Raw genomic sequence first — 18,742 nt, 5'->3', positions numbered from 1 at the left:
AGGCACAGCTTATTTGTAGTAATACTTTTTGTTGTCAGTTCTTAATTCTACCTTACAACATTTCATACTCTTCATTCACGATGTGATCTCGCACATCGTTATCATTTTACATCAACCTAGAGCTAAATATCATAATAGCGCAATGCCATCCGCTTTCTAAAATCGCAATAAAAAAGGAGTGGATATGGACCATAAAACAACATTAGTCGAGCCTTCTGCCTGGGGCGACTACTCACTGTATTGTTTAGAAAACAGTAACGGTGTCCGCGTCGAAATTAGTGACTTAGGCGCATCCATAGTGAGCTTCAAACTCAAAGATAGATACCATAGAGAAAGAAACATAGTTCTTGGTTACAACCGTCCAGAGCATTACCTAGCGGGACAAGCGTACGTGGGCGGTGTTGTTGGACCTTGGGGTAATCGTATTGAAAATGGTCGCTATGATCACGCTGGAAATACTATTCAGTTGTGCCAGAACGAAGAGAGTAACCATTTACATGGTGGTGACTGTGAACTTCACAAACGTCGCTGGGACGTTACTATCCTGGCGGCTCAGGGGGTTACGCTTGAGACGCAGGTAAACAAAGGAGAGGGTGGTTATCCTGCCAATTTGAGGATTTGCGTAACCTATCGTTTAAGTGATGCTAATGAACTGACGGTTCACTATTGGGTTGAATCGGACGATGATTGTCCCGTTAATCTGACGCATCACGCTTACTTCAATCTAAGTGGAGGCAAGCACGATGTTCAGGGGCATATAGTGGCTATTGATGCTGACGAGTACTGGGATACTAATGCTGAACAAATCCCTACGCAATCACGTTCCGTGATGGGCACTGCGATGGACTTCCTTCAGCCGAAACGAATTGCTTTGGGCTTTGCCACAGAAGAAGCGGCGCTTGTCTCCGCTGGTGGCTACGATCATTGTTTTATTCTGAATGGTGAGGGGTTGAGACCCGTAGGGTGGGCATTTGAGCAATCAGGTGGGATTGTCCTCGAGGTGATGTCAGATAGACCCGCAATGCAGTTCTACACTGGAAATCACTTAGGTGACCATAAAAATTCATTCGGCAAACCGTTTGGTACACATATGGGATTTTGTTTCGAGACCCAAAGTTACCCAAATCAAGTCAATATGCCAGATATCGCTGATCAAGTACTAGTAACACCTAATCGTCCTTTTAACTCTACGACGGTGTTTAAAGCGAGCGTGGAGGGTCACGCGTAACATTCTGTTTTAAGACAATAAATAAAAAGGACAGTCAATAAACTGTCCTTTTTGTGGTCAATAATAAATGCTCAAGTTAGGTGGGTTTGATGTCTGTACTCGTGCTGATATCGAACCTTTGAATAATGTGAGTATTAATCTGTACGACGTTCTCTAGCTCTTGGCACTGCGCCTCTGTCTTCTGACACATGTCGCTGATTTGCACAGATTCGTCTTTTAGTTCATTCATGCTTTCAACGAGTTGTCGTGCCACTATGCTTTGTTCTTCGGCGGATGCGCTGACTTGAATGCTCATGCCGTTAACAATATTAATGTCTTCAAGTACCTTGGAATAACTGTTTCCAACTAAGGTAGCATCGTCAGCGTTTTGTAGTGAATGACTCACACATTCACGCACTTCTGTAGCGATATCAGCAATCTCAGCGTTTAAGTCACCCAAAATAGATTGAATCGTCAAGGTTGAGTTTTGAGTCTTCTCTGCTAATTGTCGAATTTCATTTGCGACTACAGAGAACCCTCTGCCGTGATCACCAGCACGAGCTGACTCGATTGCCGCGTTCAGTGCAAGAAGGTTAGTTTGCTCTGCAATGTTTTGAATAACATGTAAGACGGACTCAACCGATTGACTGCGCTCCAGCAAGCTGTCCATTTTCTTATCACATTGGCCAAGCTGTTCGGCAAGCGACAATATGGAGTTGATGCTGTTGTTAGTGACTCCCGCGCACTCATCACCGTTAAGTTTCGCTCGAGCAATGGCATCTTGAGTAGAGGTTGCGGCCGAAGCAACTTCTTGAATGGCGAGATTCATTTGCTCTAGAGAAACAGACATAGCTTCGATGTTTAGATTCTGCTTGTTAGTGACTTGCGCAGTGTGTTCTGTGCGAGTCGCAATAGTATGACTCGCTGACAATAAAGATTCAGAACCGGATTGGAGCTGAGACACGATATCAAGTAAGTGGCTCTGCACTTGGTTCGTTGCCGAACTAAGTTGCCCAAACTCATCTTTACTGACGGGAATATCTTCGCTAGTTAAACGCCCATTAGCGATACGAGTTAAAGAGGTGATGAGTTTGGACATAGCAGAGCGAATACGAAGCGTAAGCAGTGAGCTCGCGCCTATGGCAATGAGCAAAGCCATCGCTAGCAGACCTAATGTCATCTGTGTCGCCGTCATGGCGGATTGGCGTGAGCTATTTATCTTGTTCTGTGTCATTAAAACGAGATGAGCTTCCACTTCATTAAGCTGGCTCTTAAGGGAGCTGTTGGCTTGCATTAAGAGTGTTTGTTGCTCCACAGTCACGTTTTGTTGTTCTAAGTTATTTAGGTGCAGTGTCAGCACACCATCAGCGGAGTTTATGGCTGTAAAAAGCGGTTCAAGTATGGATGCTGCTTCTAGAGAAAATGCCGGGTTTTTCTTGGCGATGAAGTCGATTTTCTTTTCAAGCATACGGTTGTGTCGGTCTAGCCCGGATTTAACCACCCAGACTTCATCTGCTGTAGTAAGTAACAGTATCTGACGGATCAGTTTATCGGCGGAATTAAAATGAAACTGCAAAAATTGGATGTCTCGTTCTCTTACCCCTTCTGTTGCTTGCAGTTTATTAAGGTTGTTTCCTATGGTGTCTGCCGATTGACTGTATAAAACCGCACTAAGCTGAGCACCGATAGAGGCCTGCGCCGAGATATCCTTACTTGCGAGCTGTGCCTCCATCAGAGGTACGAAGTCGGCTAGGGTGGTCGATAGCGTGTCGAGTTTAACTTGCTCGAGAGTTGGCAACCAACTTACGATATCGAGCGCTGATAGCCAAATAGCAAGTGCCTCCAGTTCATTAATGAGTTCACTGCTGTCTAATGCCGTGGTTTCATTTTGTCGTACGCTTTCATCTCGGCGCGAGGTGTCTGGGTTGTATAGCGCGACTAAGTTAGATGCTTCTAAAAGACGATTCCTTAATTGGTTAAACTGATTGAGAGGGTCGATAACTTGAGATTCAACACTGTCGATTTGCTCGGTCATGTGTTGTGTATTTCGGTATGCGCTGGCAGACAATAAGAATACACTGAGAGAGATAAGCGCGAAGACAAATATAATTTGTTTTATTATAGAATTTAGCATCTGATTCCTTCCTATTATTGTCCTTTAATTGTAGTTTTGGTTCGATAATACCAAGTGTGATGTGAAGTATGATTAATTGATAATGATATTGATGGATGTCTCATATTCGACCAGTCTAAATTCTGAATATATTTTCAAGGATTGAAACAAAAACTATGGCAAGTATTATTATATCTCTCACCACATTTATTCTATTTATTTCCAGTGAGTAACAATATTTAGTAATGTCATTATGAAAAGTGCTATTTATTATCTGGTGTTACGCTGGTCACATTTCAAAGCTTGCCAAAGTTTCCATAACAACAAAAATAATATGTAACTCTCACGTGAAGCTTACCCAGTTCGAGAGTCATATTGTATAAAAATTAAAAAATGGAGTAATACCATGCTAAGAAACCACAAACTTAGTAAAGTGTTTAGTGCTACAGCGATTTCCCTATTTCTTTCTTCTACAGCATTCGCTGACACCACGGTTCGAATGATGCACATCGAAACGGACCCGAACGTGCTTGGTGTATGGGAAGAGATTGCCAAAGACTTTGAAGCAAAGAACCCAGACATCAAGGTTAACCTCGAGTTTCTAGAGAACGAAGCGTTCAAAGCAAAACTGCCAACGCTACTTCAGTCACAACAAAAACCTGACCTTTTCTATAGCTGGGGCGGTGGTAACTTCCAAGTTCGCGCCGAGTCTGGTTTGTTGGAAGACATGGAAGGTTACTCTGCAACTCTTAATCAAGAGCTGTCTGCTGCGGGCATGAATGCCTTCAAAATTGACGGCAAGCAGTACGGCGCGCCATACATGGTTAGCCAAGTGGGTTTTTGGTACAACAAGAAATTGTTCAAGCAAGCGGGGATCGATGGCGAAAGCATCCAAACATGGGATGAGTTCCTAACCGCTATTGAGAAACTAAAAGCAGCGGGTATTACTCCTATCGCAGTGGGTGGCGCAGACAAGTGGCCAATGCACTTTTACTGGAGTTATCTAGCAATGCGAGCGGGTGGTCAAGAAGCGTTTGCCGCAGCAATGCAAGACCAAGGCGACGGATTTGCTGGTGAAGCCTTTGTTCGTGCAGGTGAAGAACTTAAACGCCTGGCTGCGCTAGAACCTTTCCAGCCTGGCTTTATGGCAGCGGGTTATGGTGAGTCTGCAGGTCTATTTGGTGACTACAAAGCCGCTATCCACCTAATGGGTGACTGGGATTATAACTTCCAAGCACAACAAGCCGTTGATAAGAAAGGTGTGGTTGACTCAGACCTTGGCTTTATGAACTTCCCTGTACTTAAAGGTGGTGCCGGTGCGGGTAGTGATACGCTAGGTGGCATCAATGGTTTCGCTTTTGCTAAGGGCGCTAAACCAGAAGCTGCGAAATGGTTGGAATTCTTCCTTAACGAAAACAGCCAGACCAAGCTTGCGGAGATTGACCAGATCATTCCAGTTGCAAAAGGTGCAGACAAAGGTCTGAAAAACCCATTCAAGCAAAAAATTTCCCAAACGATTTCAAGCGCGCAATGGCACCAAGTGTTCTTTGACCAAGCTCTAGGGGCAGATGTTGGCGGTGTTGTTAATGACATCTCTGTTGGCATCGTTAACGGCGATGTAACCCCGAAAGAGGCTGCTGAGCAAGTGCAAGAAGCGTGGGAGATGCGTTAATTCAACGTAATGGATGACGTTTAACGTTATTTAGTGTTCGTAAAAGCTGGCTATACCGACCTTGTCGGACTTCGTTCACCTATTAGCCAGCTTTACCTCACAATTTAAGGAGTATGTATGAGTGAGAAGTTAGCAGCCATGGTTGACGATCCTCAAGAAAGTAAATCCGCTGGTTTTGGCCACTGGCTCAAAGAAAGAAATCACGGAAATCGATTGTTAACCCTAGTGTTTTTCCTGCCGCCCGCACTATTGCTGTTTACTGTTTTTGTCATGTTACCGCTCGGAGAAGCTGCCTATTACAGTTTCTTCAAGTGGAACGGTTATGGTGAACCAACACAGTTCGTCGAGTTTAAAAACTATGCACGAATTCTTAAGCACAGTGCGTTTGAAACCGCTGCGTGGAACACAGTAAAAATCATTTTAGTTTCATTGGTCATTCAGTTGCCTTTGGCATTGATTGTCGCCTTGAGTATTTACAAACAAAGCTGGTCAAACAGCGTCTTTCGCTTGATCTTCTTTTTGCCTTACATTCTTGCAGAAGTTGTCGCGGGTCTGATCTGGCGTTTCGTTTTCGACGGTGACTACGGAATGATGGCAGGTATTGCCGAATCATTGGGCACAGACCCTTGGTACATTCTCGCTGACAGAGATTGGGCATTTACTGCTATTTTGGTGGTCATTGTCTGGAAGTATTTTGGTTTCCACATGATGATCTATATCGCTGCACTTCAAGGTGTGCCTAAAGATCTGATCGAAGCCTCCAAGCTCGATGGAGCCTCAAAACTGCAAGCTATTTGGCATGTAAAGATCCCACTTATTATGTCGGGGATAAAGGTTTCCATATTCTTCAGTATCTTGGGTGCACTGCAAACCTTCGATCTCATTATGCCATTAACAGGTGGTGGTCCATCGCATAGCAGTCACTCATTGGTGAGTTATCTATATACCTTTGGTATTACACGAATGAATGTTGGCTTTGGTAGTGCTGTTGGTGTCGTATTGTTTATAGCCTGTGTCGTGTTCGCATTCACTTATCAGAACACAATCATGAAAGAAGACAAGAAGTAGGGGCTCATCATGGAAAAGATTAAGAATATTCAGTGGTTCAGAATGTCCTTCTTGATGCTGGTAGCCGGGTTTGTACTTTTGCCGATGGTGGCAACGCTATTTGGTGGCTTTAAAAGCCTCGGCGAGCTTCGTACTAACCCATTTGGTATCCCTGAAGTGTGGGAACTCGAACACTACGCGACAGTATTTGCTGATGGTAGCATTTGGATTTTGATGAAGAACTCTCTCATCATCGCTGCATTATCGGTCATTCTCACGCTACTCGTTGGAACAATGACGGCGTTTACGTTCTCGCATATTAAATTTGCTGGTTACAAGTACGTCTATAGCTACTTTCTAATGGGGATGATGTTCCCAGCGGCAGCGGCAATATTACCCCTGTTCCTGCGTATTCGAGACTTAGCGCTGCTTGATACTTTACCAGGTATCGTCATTCCGCAAGTCGCGTTTGGACTTGGGTTTAGCATCCTTTTATTTAGAACCTTCTTTGAACAGCTTCCAGCTGAGTTATTTGATGCGGCACGTGTTGATGGTTGTAGTTATGCCAAGTTCTACCTACACATCATTCTTCCGCTATCGACGCCAATACTTGCAACCGTTGGGGTATTTGTCTTGGTGGGCAGTTGGAACAACTATCTACTTCCACTGCTCGTTTTGAATACTGAAGATATGTATCCATGGACCCTCGGTATCATGAAGTATCGCGGAGAGTACGGTATTGCATGGAACAAGATCCTTGCGTATGTATCGGTAACGATTACCCCAGCGATCGTATTCTTCTTGCTGGCACAAAAATACATAGTTGCGGGTTTGACCGGCGGCGCGGTGAAAGGTTAATTAGGAAAGGAATTATCAAAAATGGCTTCAGTTTCATTTAAGAATTTAGAGAAAGTGTATTCTGGCGACGTTCGTATAGTAAAGAACTTCAACCTAGATATTAAAGATGGTGAATTCATCGTATTTCTTGGTCCATCAGGCTGTGGTAAGTCCACAACATTGAGAATGCTTGCAGGACTCGAGGACATCACCGGTGGTGAGATTTCGATTGGTGGTCAGGTAGTAAACAACCTAGAGCCAAAGGATCGTAATATCGCAATGGTATTCCAAAGCTACGCGCTTTATCCGCACATGACAGTGTATGAAAACATAGCCTTTGCACTCAAACTTGCAGGCGTTAGCAAAGAGGAAATAGCGAATAAGGTTCGTCCTGTAGCAGACATGCTTCAGCTCACGCCGCTACTCGATCGTAAGCCTAAAGCGTTATCCGGTGGTCAACGCCAACGTGTGGCAATGGGCCGTGCAATGGTTCGTACGCCAGAGGTATTCTTGTTTGATGAACCACTATCAAACTTGGATGCAAAACTGCGAAACGCGATGCGAAGCGAAATTAAGGCACTTCACAAGAAACACCAGAAGACCACCATCTATGTGACGCACGACCAAGTAGAGGCGATGACCTTAGCGGATCGCATTGTCATTCTTCGTGATGGTCGTATAGAGCAAGTCGGTACACCGAAAGAGATTTACCAAAACCCTGCGAATAAATTTGTCGCTGGTTTTATCGGCAGCCCAACAATGAATCTATTGCCAGCTGAACTTGCGAATGACGATAGTGGCTGGCACCTAGAGCTAGCAGGTCAGAAGTTATCTCTAGCAGGCGATGTTGATGCACAAGTAGAGAGAGAGAAAGTCACTATGGGGATTCGCCCAAGCGATGTTCATTTAACACCAGAGCTTCTTGAGCACCCAATAAAAGTGACAGCAACAGTGGAAAGCTATGAGTTATTGGGTTCAACCATTCAGGTAATGAACCGATTTGGAGACCATAGTCTGGTAGTTGAAGCACCTTCGACACAAGCGGTGAAAGAGGGGGATCAAATTGATCTATACCTAGATGGGGCACAGTTGCATGTGTTTGACACAAGCAAAGAAAAATCAGTGTATGTCGCACATTAATTGCCATTAAGCAGACATTAAATCTCAAGACTTGATAAGCAAACACTCATCGGATACCAAAGGCCCTCCGGGGCCTTTTTTTTACCTCAAAGAAAGGATTTTATATGAGAAAACTCATTACTCCTGTTATTGCCTCTGTGGCCAGCGTGGTCATTATTGCGGGGTGTAGCAGTCAGCCAAGCACAGTGACTGTGGACACGGCACCGAAAGCTTTACCTTCGGATATCGCAGAGAAACCCATCGAGCTATTTGTGGGTCAAGACCTCGGCGCGGTCGGCGGATTAGAAGACTACGACCAAGGTTATGTTGACTATTTTGGTATCCCAAGCGGTGTAACGGTTTATACCAGTCTAAAAGATCTTGAAGGTCTAGAGCATAAGGTGAACTACGGCGCGGGTGATAACCATGCAAACCTATACTTAGAAAGTGACGCGTTTAAAGGCGTTGATATCGCTATGGGACTCTACTTGGTAGACCAACTTGATGATATCAACGCGGGTAAGTTAGACAGTAACATATCCAAATTGGCTAACTGGATCAGTCAATCAGAAAGAACGGTGTACCTGCGAATCGGCTATGAGTTTGAGGGTAGTTGGAATGGTTACGCTTCTGATGATTATAAAGAGGCATACCGACGTATTGTGGATGGTCTAAACAAACTTAATGTTGATAACGTTGAATACGTGTGGCAATCCAGTGGTTATGAAGAGGATAGAGAGGAACTATTGAGCTACTATCCAGGCGATGCTTATGTAGACTGGATAGCCTACTCATACTTCAATCACGACCCAAAACTGGCGGGCCAAGAGATGCTACGCATTGCTCGTGAACGTGGCAAACCGGTAATGATTGCAGAGCTTACTCCGCGCGGTTATAACCTGATGCTGGATGATGGTAAGAAAACATGGGATAGCTGGTTCAAGCCTTTTTTGAATCATCTAAAAGAAAACCAAGACGTTATCAAAATCATCGCGTACATCAATGCCGACTGGGATGTACAGCCGATGTGGAAAGGTCAAGGTTGGGGTGACACACGCCTTCAATCGAATTTATATATCGCGAATAAATGGCGCAGAACCATCAAGAGAAAAGAGTGGTTGGTCACTTCAACGGTTGCCATTCCACCAATCTTTTTGCTTCCAGATGACTACGATGAGTTGAAGCAAGCACGAAATAAAGCCGCTGAGGATACAGTACCTCAAGAAAACCAATGGCAGGCTGAAGATGCGACGCCTACCGGTAATGTACGCATCTACCCAGATGGCGCTGCGACTGGCGGCAAAGGGATGGCATATATGTATCAGCAGGGTGACTCTTTGACCTTTAGTGGGGTCCCTCAGTCTAACTATTTTGTGATTCGTTATGCGTCGGAACGGTCAGGTAAGATTGGCCTGTTTGTCAACGGTCAACGAGCGTATGACATAGAGTTCGATTCGACAGGCTCTTGGGTTGGAACATACAACAAAGTAGAGATGCGAGTTGATATCCCAGAAGGGGCTGATGTAGCCATCCAGTGGGAAACTGGTGATACGGCATTAAACACAGACTATGTGGTTTTTGACAGACGATAATTGTCGAAAGGTCGCGGAAACTCTGATGTTTAAAGGCGCTGCGTTTACGTGGCGCTTTTTTGTTTTTTCGCAGTAAGGTTGAGGCTTGGGGAGGATTAGAGCTGATCTAAGGTGGACGACACCGTCCACCCTGATTGATTTAGAATTGATAGATTATTATGCAGCACGTTTTGATACCTCGTGACGATAAACGCGCATTCCCGTCTTTGTATTTTCATACACGGCTGATTCGTTTAGGTACGACCAAGCGTGGACATCTGTGTTAGTTTGCGCTGCTAGTCGTTCGATCACTGCGTCAATGTTACGGCCTGCGTAGTCTTTTGTTGGTACGAATAGATTCTTAATTACTGATAGCATACTAGCATTTCTTGTAAGTTTGTTACCAAAGTTGGTGTAATAACTATACAATGAAATAAAAATGTGATCAATGTCCGTAATTAAATTTCATAAAATTTTAATGATCGTAATTAATAGATCAGAATAAGAGCTTGGTTTACGAACGTGCAACATAAAAAATGGCTATCGAACAGAAGCTCGATAGCCATGGTTTAGTAATGAGATGCTATTGGTATTTCAATCGATCGCAATAATCAGTGAACTAAGGCTTACGCTTCGTGTTCCTCATAGCTGAAGTAGTCAAAATCCGCGGGCTGCATTCTGCCTGTAATGTCGCAAGCAAACAGCGCTGCAAAGCTACCTGTGAATCTAAAGATATCCGGTCCACCTTCGTCAGATAAAGGGGTACTGTTGAGCGCAGGACCAATAGTTAGCCAGTTTTCACCATCAAGTGAATAACAGAACTGATACCACTGGCACTTAAGCTCTAGGCGAAGATAGACCGCATCGCTATCACCAATACGGACCTCTTCACTATACTCGCTATAAACATCGTTAATATTTCCCGCAATCTGTAGCACTTTCTCGCCGGCATCGTTAGCAGTCATCTTCAAGAAATAGTGACCATTTCGAGCATAATAAGCACTTAGCCCCGCCATTTCGTAAGGCGTTGTTGGATTAAACTCCAACTTAGTTTCTACTGTTGCGTAGTGGCTTTGGAATCGGCGTGCAACCAAGCTATTTTGATAACGAGAACTTAAATAGTGACGTCCTTTTAGTCTAAGGTAACCTGGCTTTTCAGTAAGTGAAGCCCAAGATTCATCTAACGGCTCTCTTAATGTCTGGAAGTTGATATCAAGCTCTGGTGAATCAAAGTTGTCGATCTCTGGCAGTTCTGGCCAAGGGCAAGGTTCGAGTTCAGGCGCTATAACCTCAACGACTGGCGTTTTACCTGTAGTTACATATAGCCATCCATTTTCCCAATGTGCTTTTTGGATCGCGCTCTCGCGTCCAAGGATAGAGAAGCCATTGTCATACTTAGGAATAAACTGATAGCCCTCAGGATTTGGAATACGTCGACCACAGAGGTGGCTTAAGTACCATTCGCCTTGTTGAGTTTCGACTAAAAATCCGTGACCAGCGCGAGATAGTTCAGCGTCTTCTTGGAAACGACTTGTTAGAATTGGATTATCTGGATGCACCTCGTAAGGTCCCCAAACATTCTTTGAACGGCAAACTGTCACTGCATGGTTGCGTTCAGTGCCACCCTCTGCAGTGATGAGATAATAGTAACCATCTTTCTTGAGCATCTGTGGACCTTCTGTACAGCCCAGATACGTCCCTTCAAAGATGTTTCGAAGTTCACCCACGAGCTCACCACGCTCGGCATCGAACTCTTGCATGACGATGCCGCCGAAGAAGTTGGTTTTTGCTCGGCCATCCCAGATCATGTTTAGCATGTATTTTTTGCCATCGTCATCATGAAATAGCGATGGGTCAAAACCGTAGTTACCGATCGGTGTTGGCTCACTCCAAGGACCCTCAATATTGTCTGCGGTCACCACAAAGCTTGGTGTTGCCATCCAGTTACCACCACGGCAAGAGTGTACATTCGAAAAACACACCCAGAATTTACCATCCGCATAGGTTAGTGCGGGAGCGTACACACCCTCTGAGTTGTCCATACCAGTCATATCGAGTTGAGAGGTACGAGTTAGTACATGACCGACTAAGCGCCAGTTGACCATGTCTTTAGAGTGATGGATTTGAATACCAGGAAACCATTCGAACGTTGACGTTGCTATATAGTAGTCGTCGTCAACACGGACGATGGATGGGTCAGGATTAAAGCCTCTAAGAACAGGATTTTGAATAGTTTGCGTCATTGGAAAATACTCTTAAAGAGAGGGCATCAAGAAAGGTGTTGAAAAAGCTCAACACGCACGCAATAAAAAAGCCCAAGCACATCCCCCGATTATACTTGGGCTTGAAGCAAATGTTCACACAAGGATTACTTGTAGATGAACCCGTTCACAATGTTTTCTAGATGTTCTTGACGGCCAGACTCTTTAACTGGAGATAGGTTCTTATCTATAGCGTACTTAGCCACCTGTTCTAGATTGAAATCACCCGTTAGGATCTTCTTGCCAAGATCTTCGTTCCAACCTGAATAACGCTGTGCAATATTCTTAGATAGAACGTCGTTCTCAATCATGTCAGCGGCACGCTCTAGAGACAGAGCCATCACGTCCATACCACCAATGTGACCGTGGAACAGATCTTCTAGGTCGATTGAAGGGCGACGAACACGTGCATCGAAGTTAAAGCCACCAGTAGTGAAACCACCCGCTTTTAGGATTTCGTACATAATTAGTGTGTTTTCTTCAACGCTGTTAGGGAATTGGTCAGTATCCCATCCAAGCTGAGCGTCACCACGGTTAGCATCGATAGAGCCGAATAGACCTAGAGATGTCGCTGTTGCCACTTCGTGGTGGAAGCTGTGACCCGCTAACGTTGCGTGGTTAGCTTCGATGTTCACCTTGATTTCGTTCTCAAGACCAAACTGCTTCAAGAAACCGTAAACCGTTGCTGTGTCGTAGTCGTATTGGTGCTTAGTTGGCTCTTGTGGCTTAGGTTCAATTAGGATTGCGCCTTTAAAGCCAATCTTGTGTTTGTGCTCAACAACCATCTGCATCAAGCGACCTAGCTGCTCACGCTCTTGACGTAGGTCTGTGTTTAGCAGTGTTTCATAGCCTTCACGACCACCCCACAATACGTAGTTTTCACCACCAAGGCGTTTTGTAGCACCTATTGCGTTGAAAATCTGAGTAGCTGCATAAGCAAATACTTTTGGATCTGGGTTTGTGCCCGCACCTGACAAATAACGTGGGTGAGAGAACGCGTTAGCCGTACCCCAAAGCAGTTTAAGACCTGTTTCTTCTTGCTTCTGCTCTAGTACGTCAACCATAGTTTGGAAGTTGTTCACATACTCTTTAATAGAATTGCCTTCTGGTGCAACATCTGTATCGTGGAAACAGTAGTAAGGAACATCCAGTTTTGAGAAAAACTCAAACGCTGCATCCGCTTTAACGCGTGCATGTTCCATTGGGTCTGTTACTTTTAACCACTCGTGGTCGAAAGTACCGTCACCAAACACGTCTGAACCAGGCCAGCGGAAGTTATGCCAGTAACAAGCTGCAAAGCGAAGGTGCTCTTTCATCGACTTACCGAGAATCATGCGATCCGCATCGTAATGACGAAACGCTAAAGGATTAGTCGACTCCTTTCCTTCAAATCTGATTTTATTGATGTTTTTAAAAAATTCAGTCATAGCCTAATTTCCAATTTTTTGGTTGTGGACTTCGTTCGTATTCAATATTCAACCTTTTCGACCACGCCATCAATTATGATTTTTGATACCAAATTTCACCTATTTGCTAAATGTGCTCTAGTTCTCATAAATAATGTTTGCTTTTCAATTTTATGAGGTTTGTTGCCTTCTAAGTTATTGATTTGTATTGGTTTGAGATTTTTTATATATGCGATTAGGCGATTTGAATCACATATGGAAAATATCGTAAATTAGTAACCAGATTGGATAAATTGAATTAATTTATCGCAGCGACAAGAATGTGGGACAGACACATTAGGTACCCGGAGAATTAAAATGATTACTATCAAGTTATCCGTTAAAGAGAAGATAGCTTATGGGTTAGGCGATACTGGCTGCAACTTTGTATGGCAGACAGTAATGCTATTTCTTGCATATTTTTATACCGATATTTACGGTTTGTCGCCTGCACATATGGGAACCATGTTTTTGTTAGTCCGCTTCATTGATGCGGTAACTGACCCAATCATGGGCTCGATTGTAGATAGAACAAAATCGAAGCATGGCCGTTATCGTCCTTACCTATTATGGATAGCCATTCCGTTTGGTGGGGCTTGTATGGCTGCCTTCTTTACACCGGACTTTGGCGAGACAGGTAAAATCGTCTATGCCTATGTTTCTTATATCTTTTTGACGCTAATGTACACGGCAATTAACGTGCCGTATTGTGCAATGGCAAACGCCATGACCAACGATTCTGAAGAACGTACCTCATTGCAGTCTTACCGCTTTGCGTTAAGTACGGCTGGTGGTTTGGTCGTTGCTATGGTCGCACTACCACTTGTTGACGTTATCGGCCAAGGCGATGTACAGAAAGGCTATATGGGCGCCATGGCAATAATGGGGCTCGGTGCGATTGGTTTATTCTTCTTTAGCTTTGCGAATACAAAGGAGCGTTGCGTTCCAGAAATCGAAGAGAAGCAGTCTGTATGGTTAGACCTTAAGCTTCTAATGAAGAATAACCAGTGGCGCGTATTGTTTATCGTCAATGTTGTCCTTCTGACCGGCATCGTTCTTAAGGGTGCTTCCACCATGTACTACGTGAACACGGTTATGGGACGAGCGGATCTTGCTACTGCCTTTATGGTTACCGGGATGCTAGCTAACATCGTTGGTGCGATATTCTCTGCGCCAGTGCTTGGCAAATACGACAAGCCAAAGGTATACCGTGCACTGATTGTTGCTTCAGGTTTCTTATCAGCGGTTCTGTTCTTAGTCGACCCTCAGAATGTCTTTATGGTGTTTGCCCTAGTGATTATTCTAGGTGTGGTTCAAATGAGTACAACGCCAATTCTATGGAGCATGATGTCGGATGTTGTTGATTACGAGAAAACGCGCAGCAATCGCTCATTAAGCGGTATGGTTTTCTCGACCAATCTATTTGCTATTAAACTCGGTATTGCGATTGGTGGTGCAGCAGTAGGTTGGATTCTCGCTTGGTCAGGTTACGTGGGTGGTGCAGAGACGCAAACTGCAGAGGCAGTGACGGCTATCAATTTACTTTACACGGTAATACCAGGCGTATTCTTCGCTTCTATCGCGGTATTTATGATGTTCTACAAATTGGACAACGAGCATCTAGAGAAGATCAAAGCACTCCTTGTTCTTGATGCGAAAGAGAACGAACAACGTAAACCTGTTGCTCACAATGCAGAGCTCGGCTAATGAGAACCCCTAAAACGTCTTGTCGCTCCTGATAAGCCGTTATAAGCCCTACTCACCAGTAGGGCTTTTTTTAGCACTAATCTTAGGAAGTAAGTTATGAAAAAGCTGCTTATTCTTCTCGACAGCATGGTCTATTTTGACCGCCAAGTGCTTAAGGGTATCAAAGCTCGTTCTGATGAGTCCGATCTCAAGCTCAGTCTTTATTTAGAATGTGCGAGTAACTTAGACTACATACTCAGCGAAAACTGGGACTACGTTATTGCGGATTACAATAAACCAGCAGTAAAACACCTCGTTGATACATTGGGCGCAAAGCGTGTGGTGTATGCCAATCATTCGCCGGTTGATCTCCCTGATACTTTGTCTTCTGTCATTCTCGATAATGAAGGGCTTGCTCGCTTAGCGATCCGTACATTTGCAAAAAGCGGTCTTATGCATGTCGGCTACTTCGCAAACCAGCAAGATCTTGTCACACCATGGAGTCAAGAGCGAAACAAAGCGTTTCAAAGAGCGGCCCCTAAACACTCTCTTAACTATTGTGACAATGTACATGATGCCATTAAAAGTCGAATGTTTCCTTTGGGTGTTTACTGTTCGTCAGACAGGTCAGCTCGTCGCATAGCAGAGGTATGCGAGTTAGAAAACATCAATGTGCCAGAGCAAGTCGCGATTATTGGTACTGACTATGATGACACAGAGCGATTGTTGTCACCTATGCCACTAAGTTCTGTAGAGCTTGATCCGTTTGAACTTGGACGTAGCTGCATGGAGACGCTAGAACAAGTAATTCGTTACAAGCGGTCAGTGTCTAAGCTGTTCTCATCAAACACAGTCATTCATGCGAAAACTACTGCAAGTGAAGGGGATGAAGATAAGGTTGTGGTAAAAGCCGAGCTTTATATGCGAAATCATTTCCACTCTAATATAAAGATCAAACAGGTCACAGATTTCTGCCGAATCTCTCGTAAGACATTGGATACTCGGTTTCTAATCGTTCACGGTGTCACTGCACATCAATATCTTACCAATCTCCGTATAGAGCGTGCTAAGCATCTGCTAGAGACCACAAATGACCGTATGGAGAGTATTGCAAAACAGTGTGGTTACCCCAGTCAGTCATATTTATCTCAAGTTTTCATTAAGCAACTAGGATTGTCACCGGCGAAGTACCGTCAACACAATGCAAAGCATGCCGTGGTTGTGTTGTAAACTATGCAGTAGTTGAGTTGTAAACAAGGCGCGAAAGGACATTATCTGGTAACTGAATGTACGAATTTGGTAATTAGATCGAGTCGCGCATAATCCAATGCAGGATTGATACATAGTAAGGATATCAAGAACGAAACAGGTATCAGACTATGCTTTACAAAGACCTTTACAAGAATCCAAATGCTGAGACCGCAGAGCGTGTCAACGATCTTCTATCACGAATGACCCTGCCGGAAAAATTGGCGCAATTAGGTGCTCAATGGCTTATCTTGGATGAGCAGGGTGACCATCAAGACAGAGATTTAGAGATGGGATCTCACGAGTCAAAACAGCCTATTCATGAACGCCTTAAAAATGGTATTGGACAAATTACTCGTCCTCTGGGTACTCACTCTGTCTCGCCCATCGAAGGAGTAAAAGCACTTAACGCGTTGCAAGATTATTTGGTCAATCAAACCCGGCTTGGAATACCGGCACTTTCTCATGAAGAATGCCTGGTCGGGTTGATGTCAAAAGATGCGACGCTGTATCCATCTTCACTTAACTACGGTCATACATGGAACCCTGCACTCATCGAAGAAATGGCATCCGACATTGGTAGACAAGTTAGGGCCGTAGGTGCCCATCAGGGGTTAGCGCCTGTTCTGGATGTATCTCGAGATGTAAGATGGGGGCGAACCGAGGAAACCTTAGGAGAAGACCCTTATCATGTCGGCTTACTCGCGACCGCTTATGTCAAAGGTTTACAAGGTGAGAAGCGCGATGTATTGGCAACACTCAAGCATTACGTTGGACATTCATTTAGTGAAGGCGCTCGTAATCATGCGCCGGTCCACATTGGTTTTAAAGAGCTAAATGACACCTTCCTTTTACCTTTCGAGATGGCGGTTAAGCTTGGTAACGCGGGATCGATTATGCCTGCTTACCATGACATTGATGGTGAGCCTTGTCATTCTTCTGAATACCTACTGACTCAAGTGCTTCGCCATCGCTGGGGGTTTGATGGGTTATTGGTTGCTGATTATGGTGGTGTTGACTTGCTGTACTCTCACCACGGTATCGCTTCGGACTCAGCGGGTGCTGCAGCACTATCGTTTAATGCTGGCCTAGATATAGAACTGCCAGATGATGCGTGCTCAACTAAGCTGGAACTTGCCATGGAGCGAGGAGAGTTCTCAATCACCAAGTTAGACGAAATTGTGACTCGTATTCTGACGATGAAGTTTGAACTAGGTCTGTTTGAAAATCCGTACTGTGAGCTACCTACTGAGCCTTTGCATAATGAAGAATCAGAGCGACTTGCGTACCAAGTCGCGGCGGAGTCTGTAGTACTGCTCAAAAACGACGGACTGCTTCCTCTGTCTAATCAAACAAAAGTTGCCCTATTAGGGGCGACGGCGGATGATCAACTCGCTCTATTAGGGGGTTATAGCTTTCCCGTCCATCTCATTCTCAGCAGTGAAGAGAGTGATACGCGAGTTGCCGCAACCTTGCGCGAAACATTTGAGCAAGCTTTTGATAGTGTGTGCTTTGCAAAGGGCTGCAATATCCTGACAGAAAGACATGCGAATGCTCCTGTGTTTCCAGGAGATGTCGACCTTGCGCTATCGCAGAGCTTGGACTCTCCAATTGATATGGATACATCAGGATTTATCGACGCTGATGGTGTCATTCAAGATTCAGATGTTGCTGTTGTTTGCGTGGGTGACCTCGCAGGGCTTTTTCAAACAGGAACGGTTGGAGAAGGGTCTGATGCTGATAGCCTCGATTTACCGGGCGTACAACAGGGGCTTATCGATATGGCGTTAGACTCTGGCAAACCCGTTGTTGTGATTGTTACCGGCGGTCGTCCTTACAACTTAGGGCGGGCAGAGAGTGAAGCCGCGGCTATCTTGTATGGCTGGGCTCCAGGACAATGCGGCGCGCAAGCTATTACCGATGCGCTGCTTGGCAAGGTAAATCCGAGTGGTCGTCTGACGGTATCTATTCCGAAGAGTGTTGGCGCTGTGCCTTACTACTATAACCACAAGCTCAAAAGTGGCGGAACCCCGATTGCCTACCATTTTGGTTCGAACTACCCATTTGGATATGGTTTAAGCTACACCTCCTTTGAGTATGATGAGGTTAAGATCAAGGATCATAAGTTGGAACAAGAGGGTAGCGTAGAAGTTACCGTGAGTGTTCGAAATAGTGGTCCGCTAGCGGGACATGAGGTAATCCAGTTGTATGTACGAGATATGGTCAGCTCGCTAGTGCGCCCAATTCGAGAACTAAAAGGGTTTTCGAAGCTGTATCTTGAACCCGGAGAGCAGAAAACGGTGAGATTTTCTTTACCAGTCGACATGCTCAATTTTACCAATCACCTTCATCAGAGAGTTGTTGAAGCAGGGGACTTTGACATTATGGTTGGAAAATCGTCTACTGATATTGTGTTTAAAGAAACCATCACAGTAAATGGTGGGACACGCATCTTACCTAAAGATTGGCGTATGATTTGTGAGGTTGAGGTCATCTAGCGATATCAAACGGTGGGGATAATGGGAGAGGCAATGCC

At 44.6% G+C, this 18,742-nt stretch carries 13 protein-coding genes; 9 read left to right on the top strand and 4 right to left on the bottom strand.

The genetic code is table 11. From position 1 onward, the window contains the following. The first annotated feature begins 184 nt into the window (after window positions 1-184). Complete coding sequence (locus RXX31_RS21170) at window positions 185-1,228, top strand: aldose epimerase family protein (RefSeq protein WP_317591663.1); 1,044 nt, start codon at window positions 185-187, stop codon at window positions 1,226-1,228. A 76-nt stretch (window positions 1,229-1,304) separates the two neighbouring features. Here RXX31_RS21170 and RXX31_RS21165 read toward each other — a convergent pair whose 3' ends face one another. Further along, window positions 1,305-3,341 (bottom strand): methyl-accepting chemotaxis protein, encoded by a 2,037-nt coding sequence (locus RXX31_RS21165; protein WP_317591662.1) that lies wholly within the window; start codon window positions 3,339-3,341, stop codon window positions 1,305-1,307. Between the two features lie 385 nt (window positions 3,342-3,726). On the opposite strand from RXX31_RS21165, the gene RXX31_RS21160 reads away from it, so the two are divergent. The 5 genes from RXX31_RS21160 (at window position 3,727) to RXX31_RS21140 (ending at window position 9,587) form a co-directional block, all read left to right on the top strand. Further along, window positions 3,727-4,992, top strand: coding sequence for an ABC transporter substrate-binding protein (locus tag RXX31_RS21160; protein WP_317591661.1), 1,266 nt, complete (start codon window positions 3,727-3,729; stop codon window positions 4,990-4,992). 117 nt (window positions 4,993-5,109) lie between these two features. Further along, window positions 5,110-6,060 carry a carbohydrate ABC transporter permease gene (locus tag RXX31_RS21155; RefSeq protein ID WP_234495794.1) on the top strand — a complete coding sequence of 317 codons (951 nt, stop codon included), beginning with the start codon at window positions 5,110-5,112 and terminating at the stop codon, window positions 6,058-6,060. A 9-nt stretch (window positions 6,061-6,069) separates the two neighbouring features. Further along, window positions 6,070-6,897, top strand: a complete 828-nt coding sequence (locus tag RXX31_RS21150) for a carbohydrate ABC transporter permease (protein ID WP_317591660.1) — start codon at window positions 6,070-6,072, stop codon at window positions 6,895-6,897. 21 nt (window positions 6,898-6,918) lie between these two features. After that, window positions 6,919-8,016 (top strand): sn-glycerol-3-phosphate ABC transporter ATP-binding protein UgpC, encoded by a 1,098-nt coding sequence (locus RXX31_RS21145; protein ID WP_317591659.1) that lies wholly within the window; start codon window positions 6,919-6,921, stop codon window positions 8,014-8,016. A 104-nt stretch (window positions 8,017-8,120) separates the two neighbouring features. Further along, window positions 8,121-9,587 (top strand): glycosyl hydrolase, encoded by a 1,467-nt coding sequence (locus RXX31_RS21140; protein WP_317591658.1) that lies wholly within the window; start codon window positions 8,121-8,123, stop codon window positions 9,585-9,587. Window positions 9,588-9,743: 156 nt separating this feature from the next. Here RXX31_RS21140 and RXX31_RS21135 read toward each other — a convergent pair whose 3' ends face one another. The 3 genes from RXX31_RS21135 to xylA form a co-directional block, all read right to left on the bottom strand. Continuing rightward, window positions 9,744-9,944 (bottom strand): hypothetical protein, encoded by a 201-nt coding sequence (locus tag RXX31_RS21135; RefSeq protein ID WP_234495797.1) that lies wholly within the window; start codon window positions 9,942-9,944, stop codon window positions 9,744-9,746. Window positions 9,945-10,192: 248 nt separating this feature from the next. Continuing rightward, the gene (locus RXX31_RS21130) at window positions 10,193-11,809 is read right to left on the bottom strand and encodes a glycoside hydrolase family 43 protein (protein WP_317591657.1); all 1,617 of its coding nucleotides are present in this window, start codon (window positions 11,807-11,809) and stop codon (window positions 10,193-10,195) included. A 125-nt stretch (window positions 11,810-11,934) separates the two neighbouring features. After that, on the bottom strand, window positions 11,935-13,254 hold the full coding sequence (xylA, locus tag RXX31_RS21125; RefSeq protein ID WP_317591656.1) for a xylose isomerase: 1,320 nt from the start codon (window positions 13,252-13,254) through the stop codon (window positions 11,935-11,937). Between the two features lie 336 nt (window positions 13,255-13,590). Between xylA and RXX31_RS21120 the strand changes: the two genes are divergently transcribed. From RXX31_RS21120 to RXX31_RS21110, 3 genes are all read left to right on the top strand, one after another. Next, on the top strand, window positions 13,591-14,979 hold the full coding sequence (locus RXX31_RS21120) for a glycoside-pentoside-hexuronide (GPH):cation symporter (RefSeq protein ID WP_317591655.1): 1,389 nt from the start codon (window positions 13,591-13,593) through the stop codon (window positions 14,977-14,979). 96 nt (window positions 14,980-15,075) lie between these two features. Beyond that, on the top strand, window positions 15,076-16,188 hold the full coding sequence (locus RXX31_RS21115) for a helix-turn-helix domain-containing protein (RefSeq protein WP_317591654.1): 1,113 nt from the start codon (window positions 15,076-15,078) through the stop codon (window positions 16,186-16,188). Window positions 16,189-16,337: 149 nt separating this feature from the next. Continuing rightward, window positions 16,338-18,704, top strand: a complete 2,367-nt coding sequence (locus tag RXX31_RS21110; protein WP_317591653.1) for a glycoside hydrolase family 3 N-terminal domain-containing protein — start codon at window positions 16,338-16,340, stop codon at window positions 18,702-18,704. Window positions 18,705-18,742 lie beyond the last annotated feature (38 nt).

The sequence above is a fragment of the Vibrio sp. EA2 genome (assembly GCF_033042495.1).
GTDB lineage: Bacteria > Pseudomonadota > Gammaproteobacteria > Enterobacterales > Vibrionaceae > Vibrio.
Note: the sequence above shows the minus strand (reverse complement) of the source record. Positions and strands in the feature narration are given on the sequence as shown.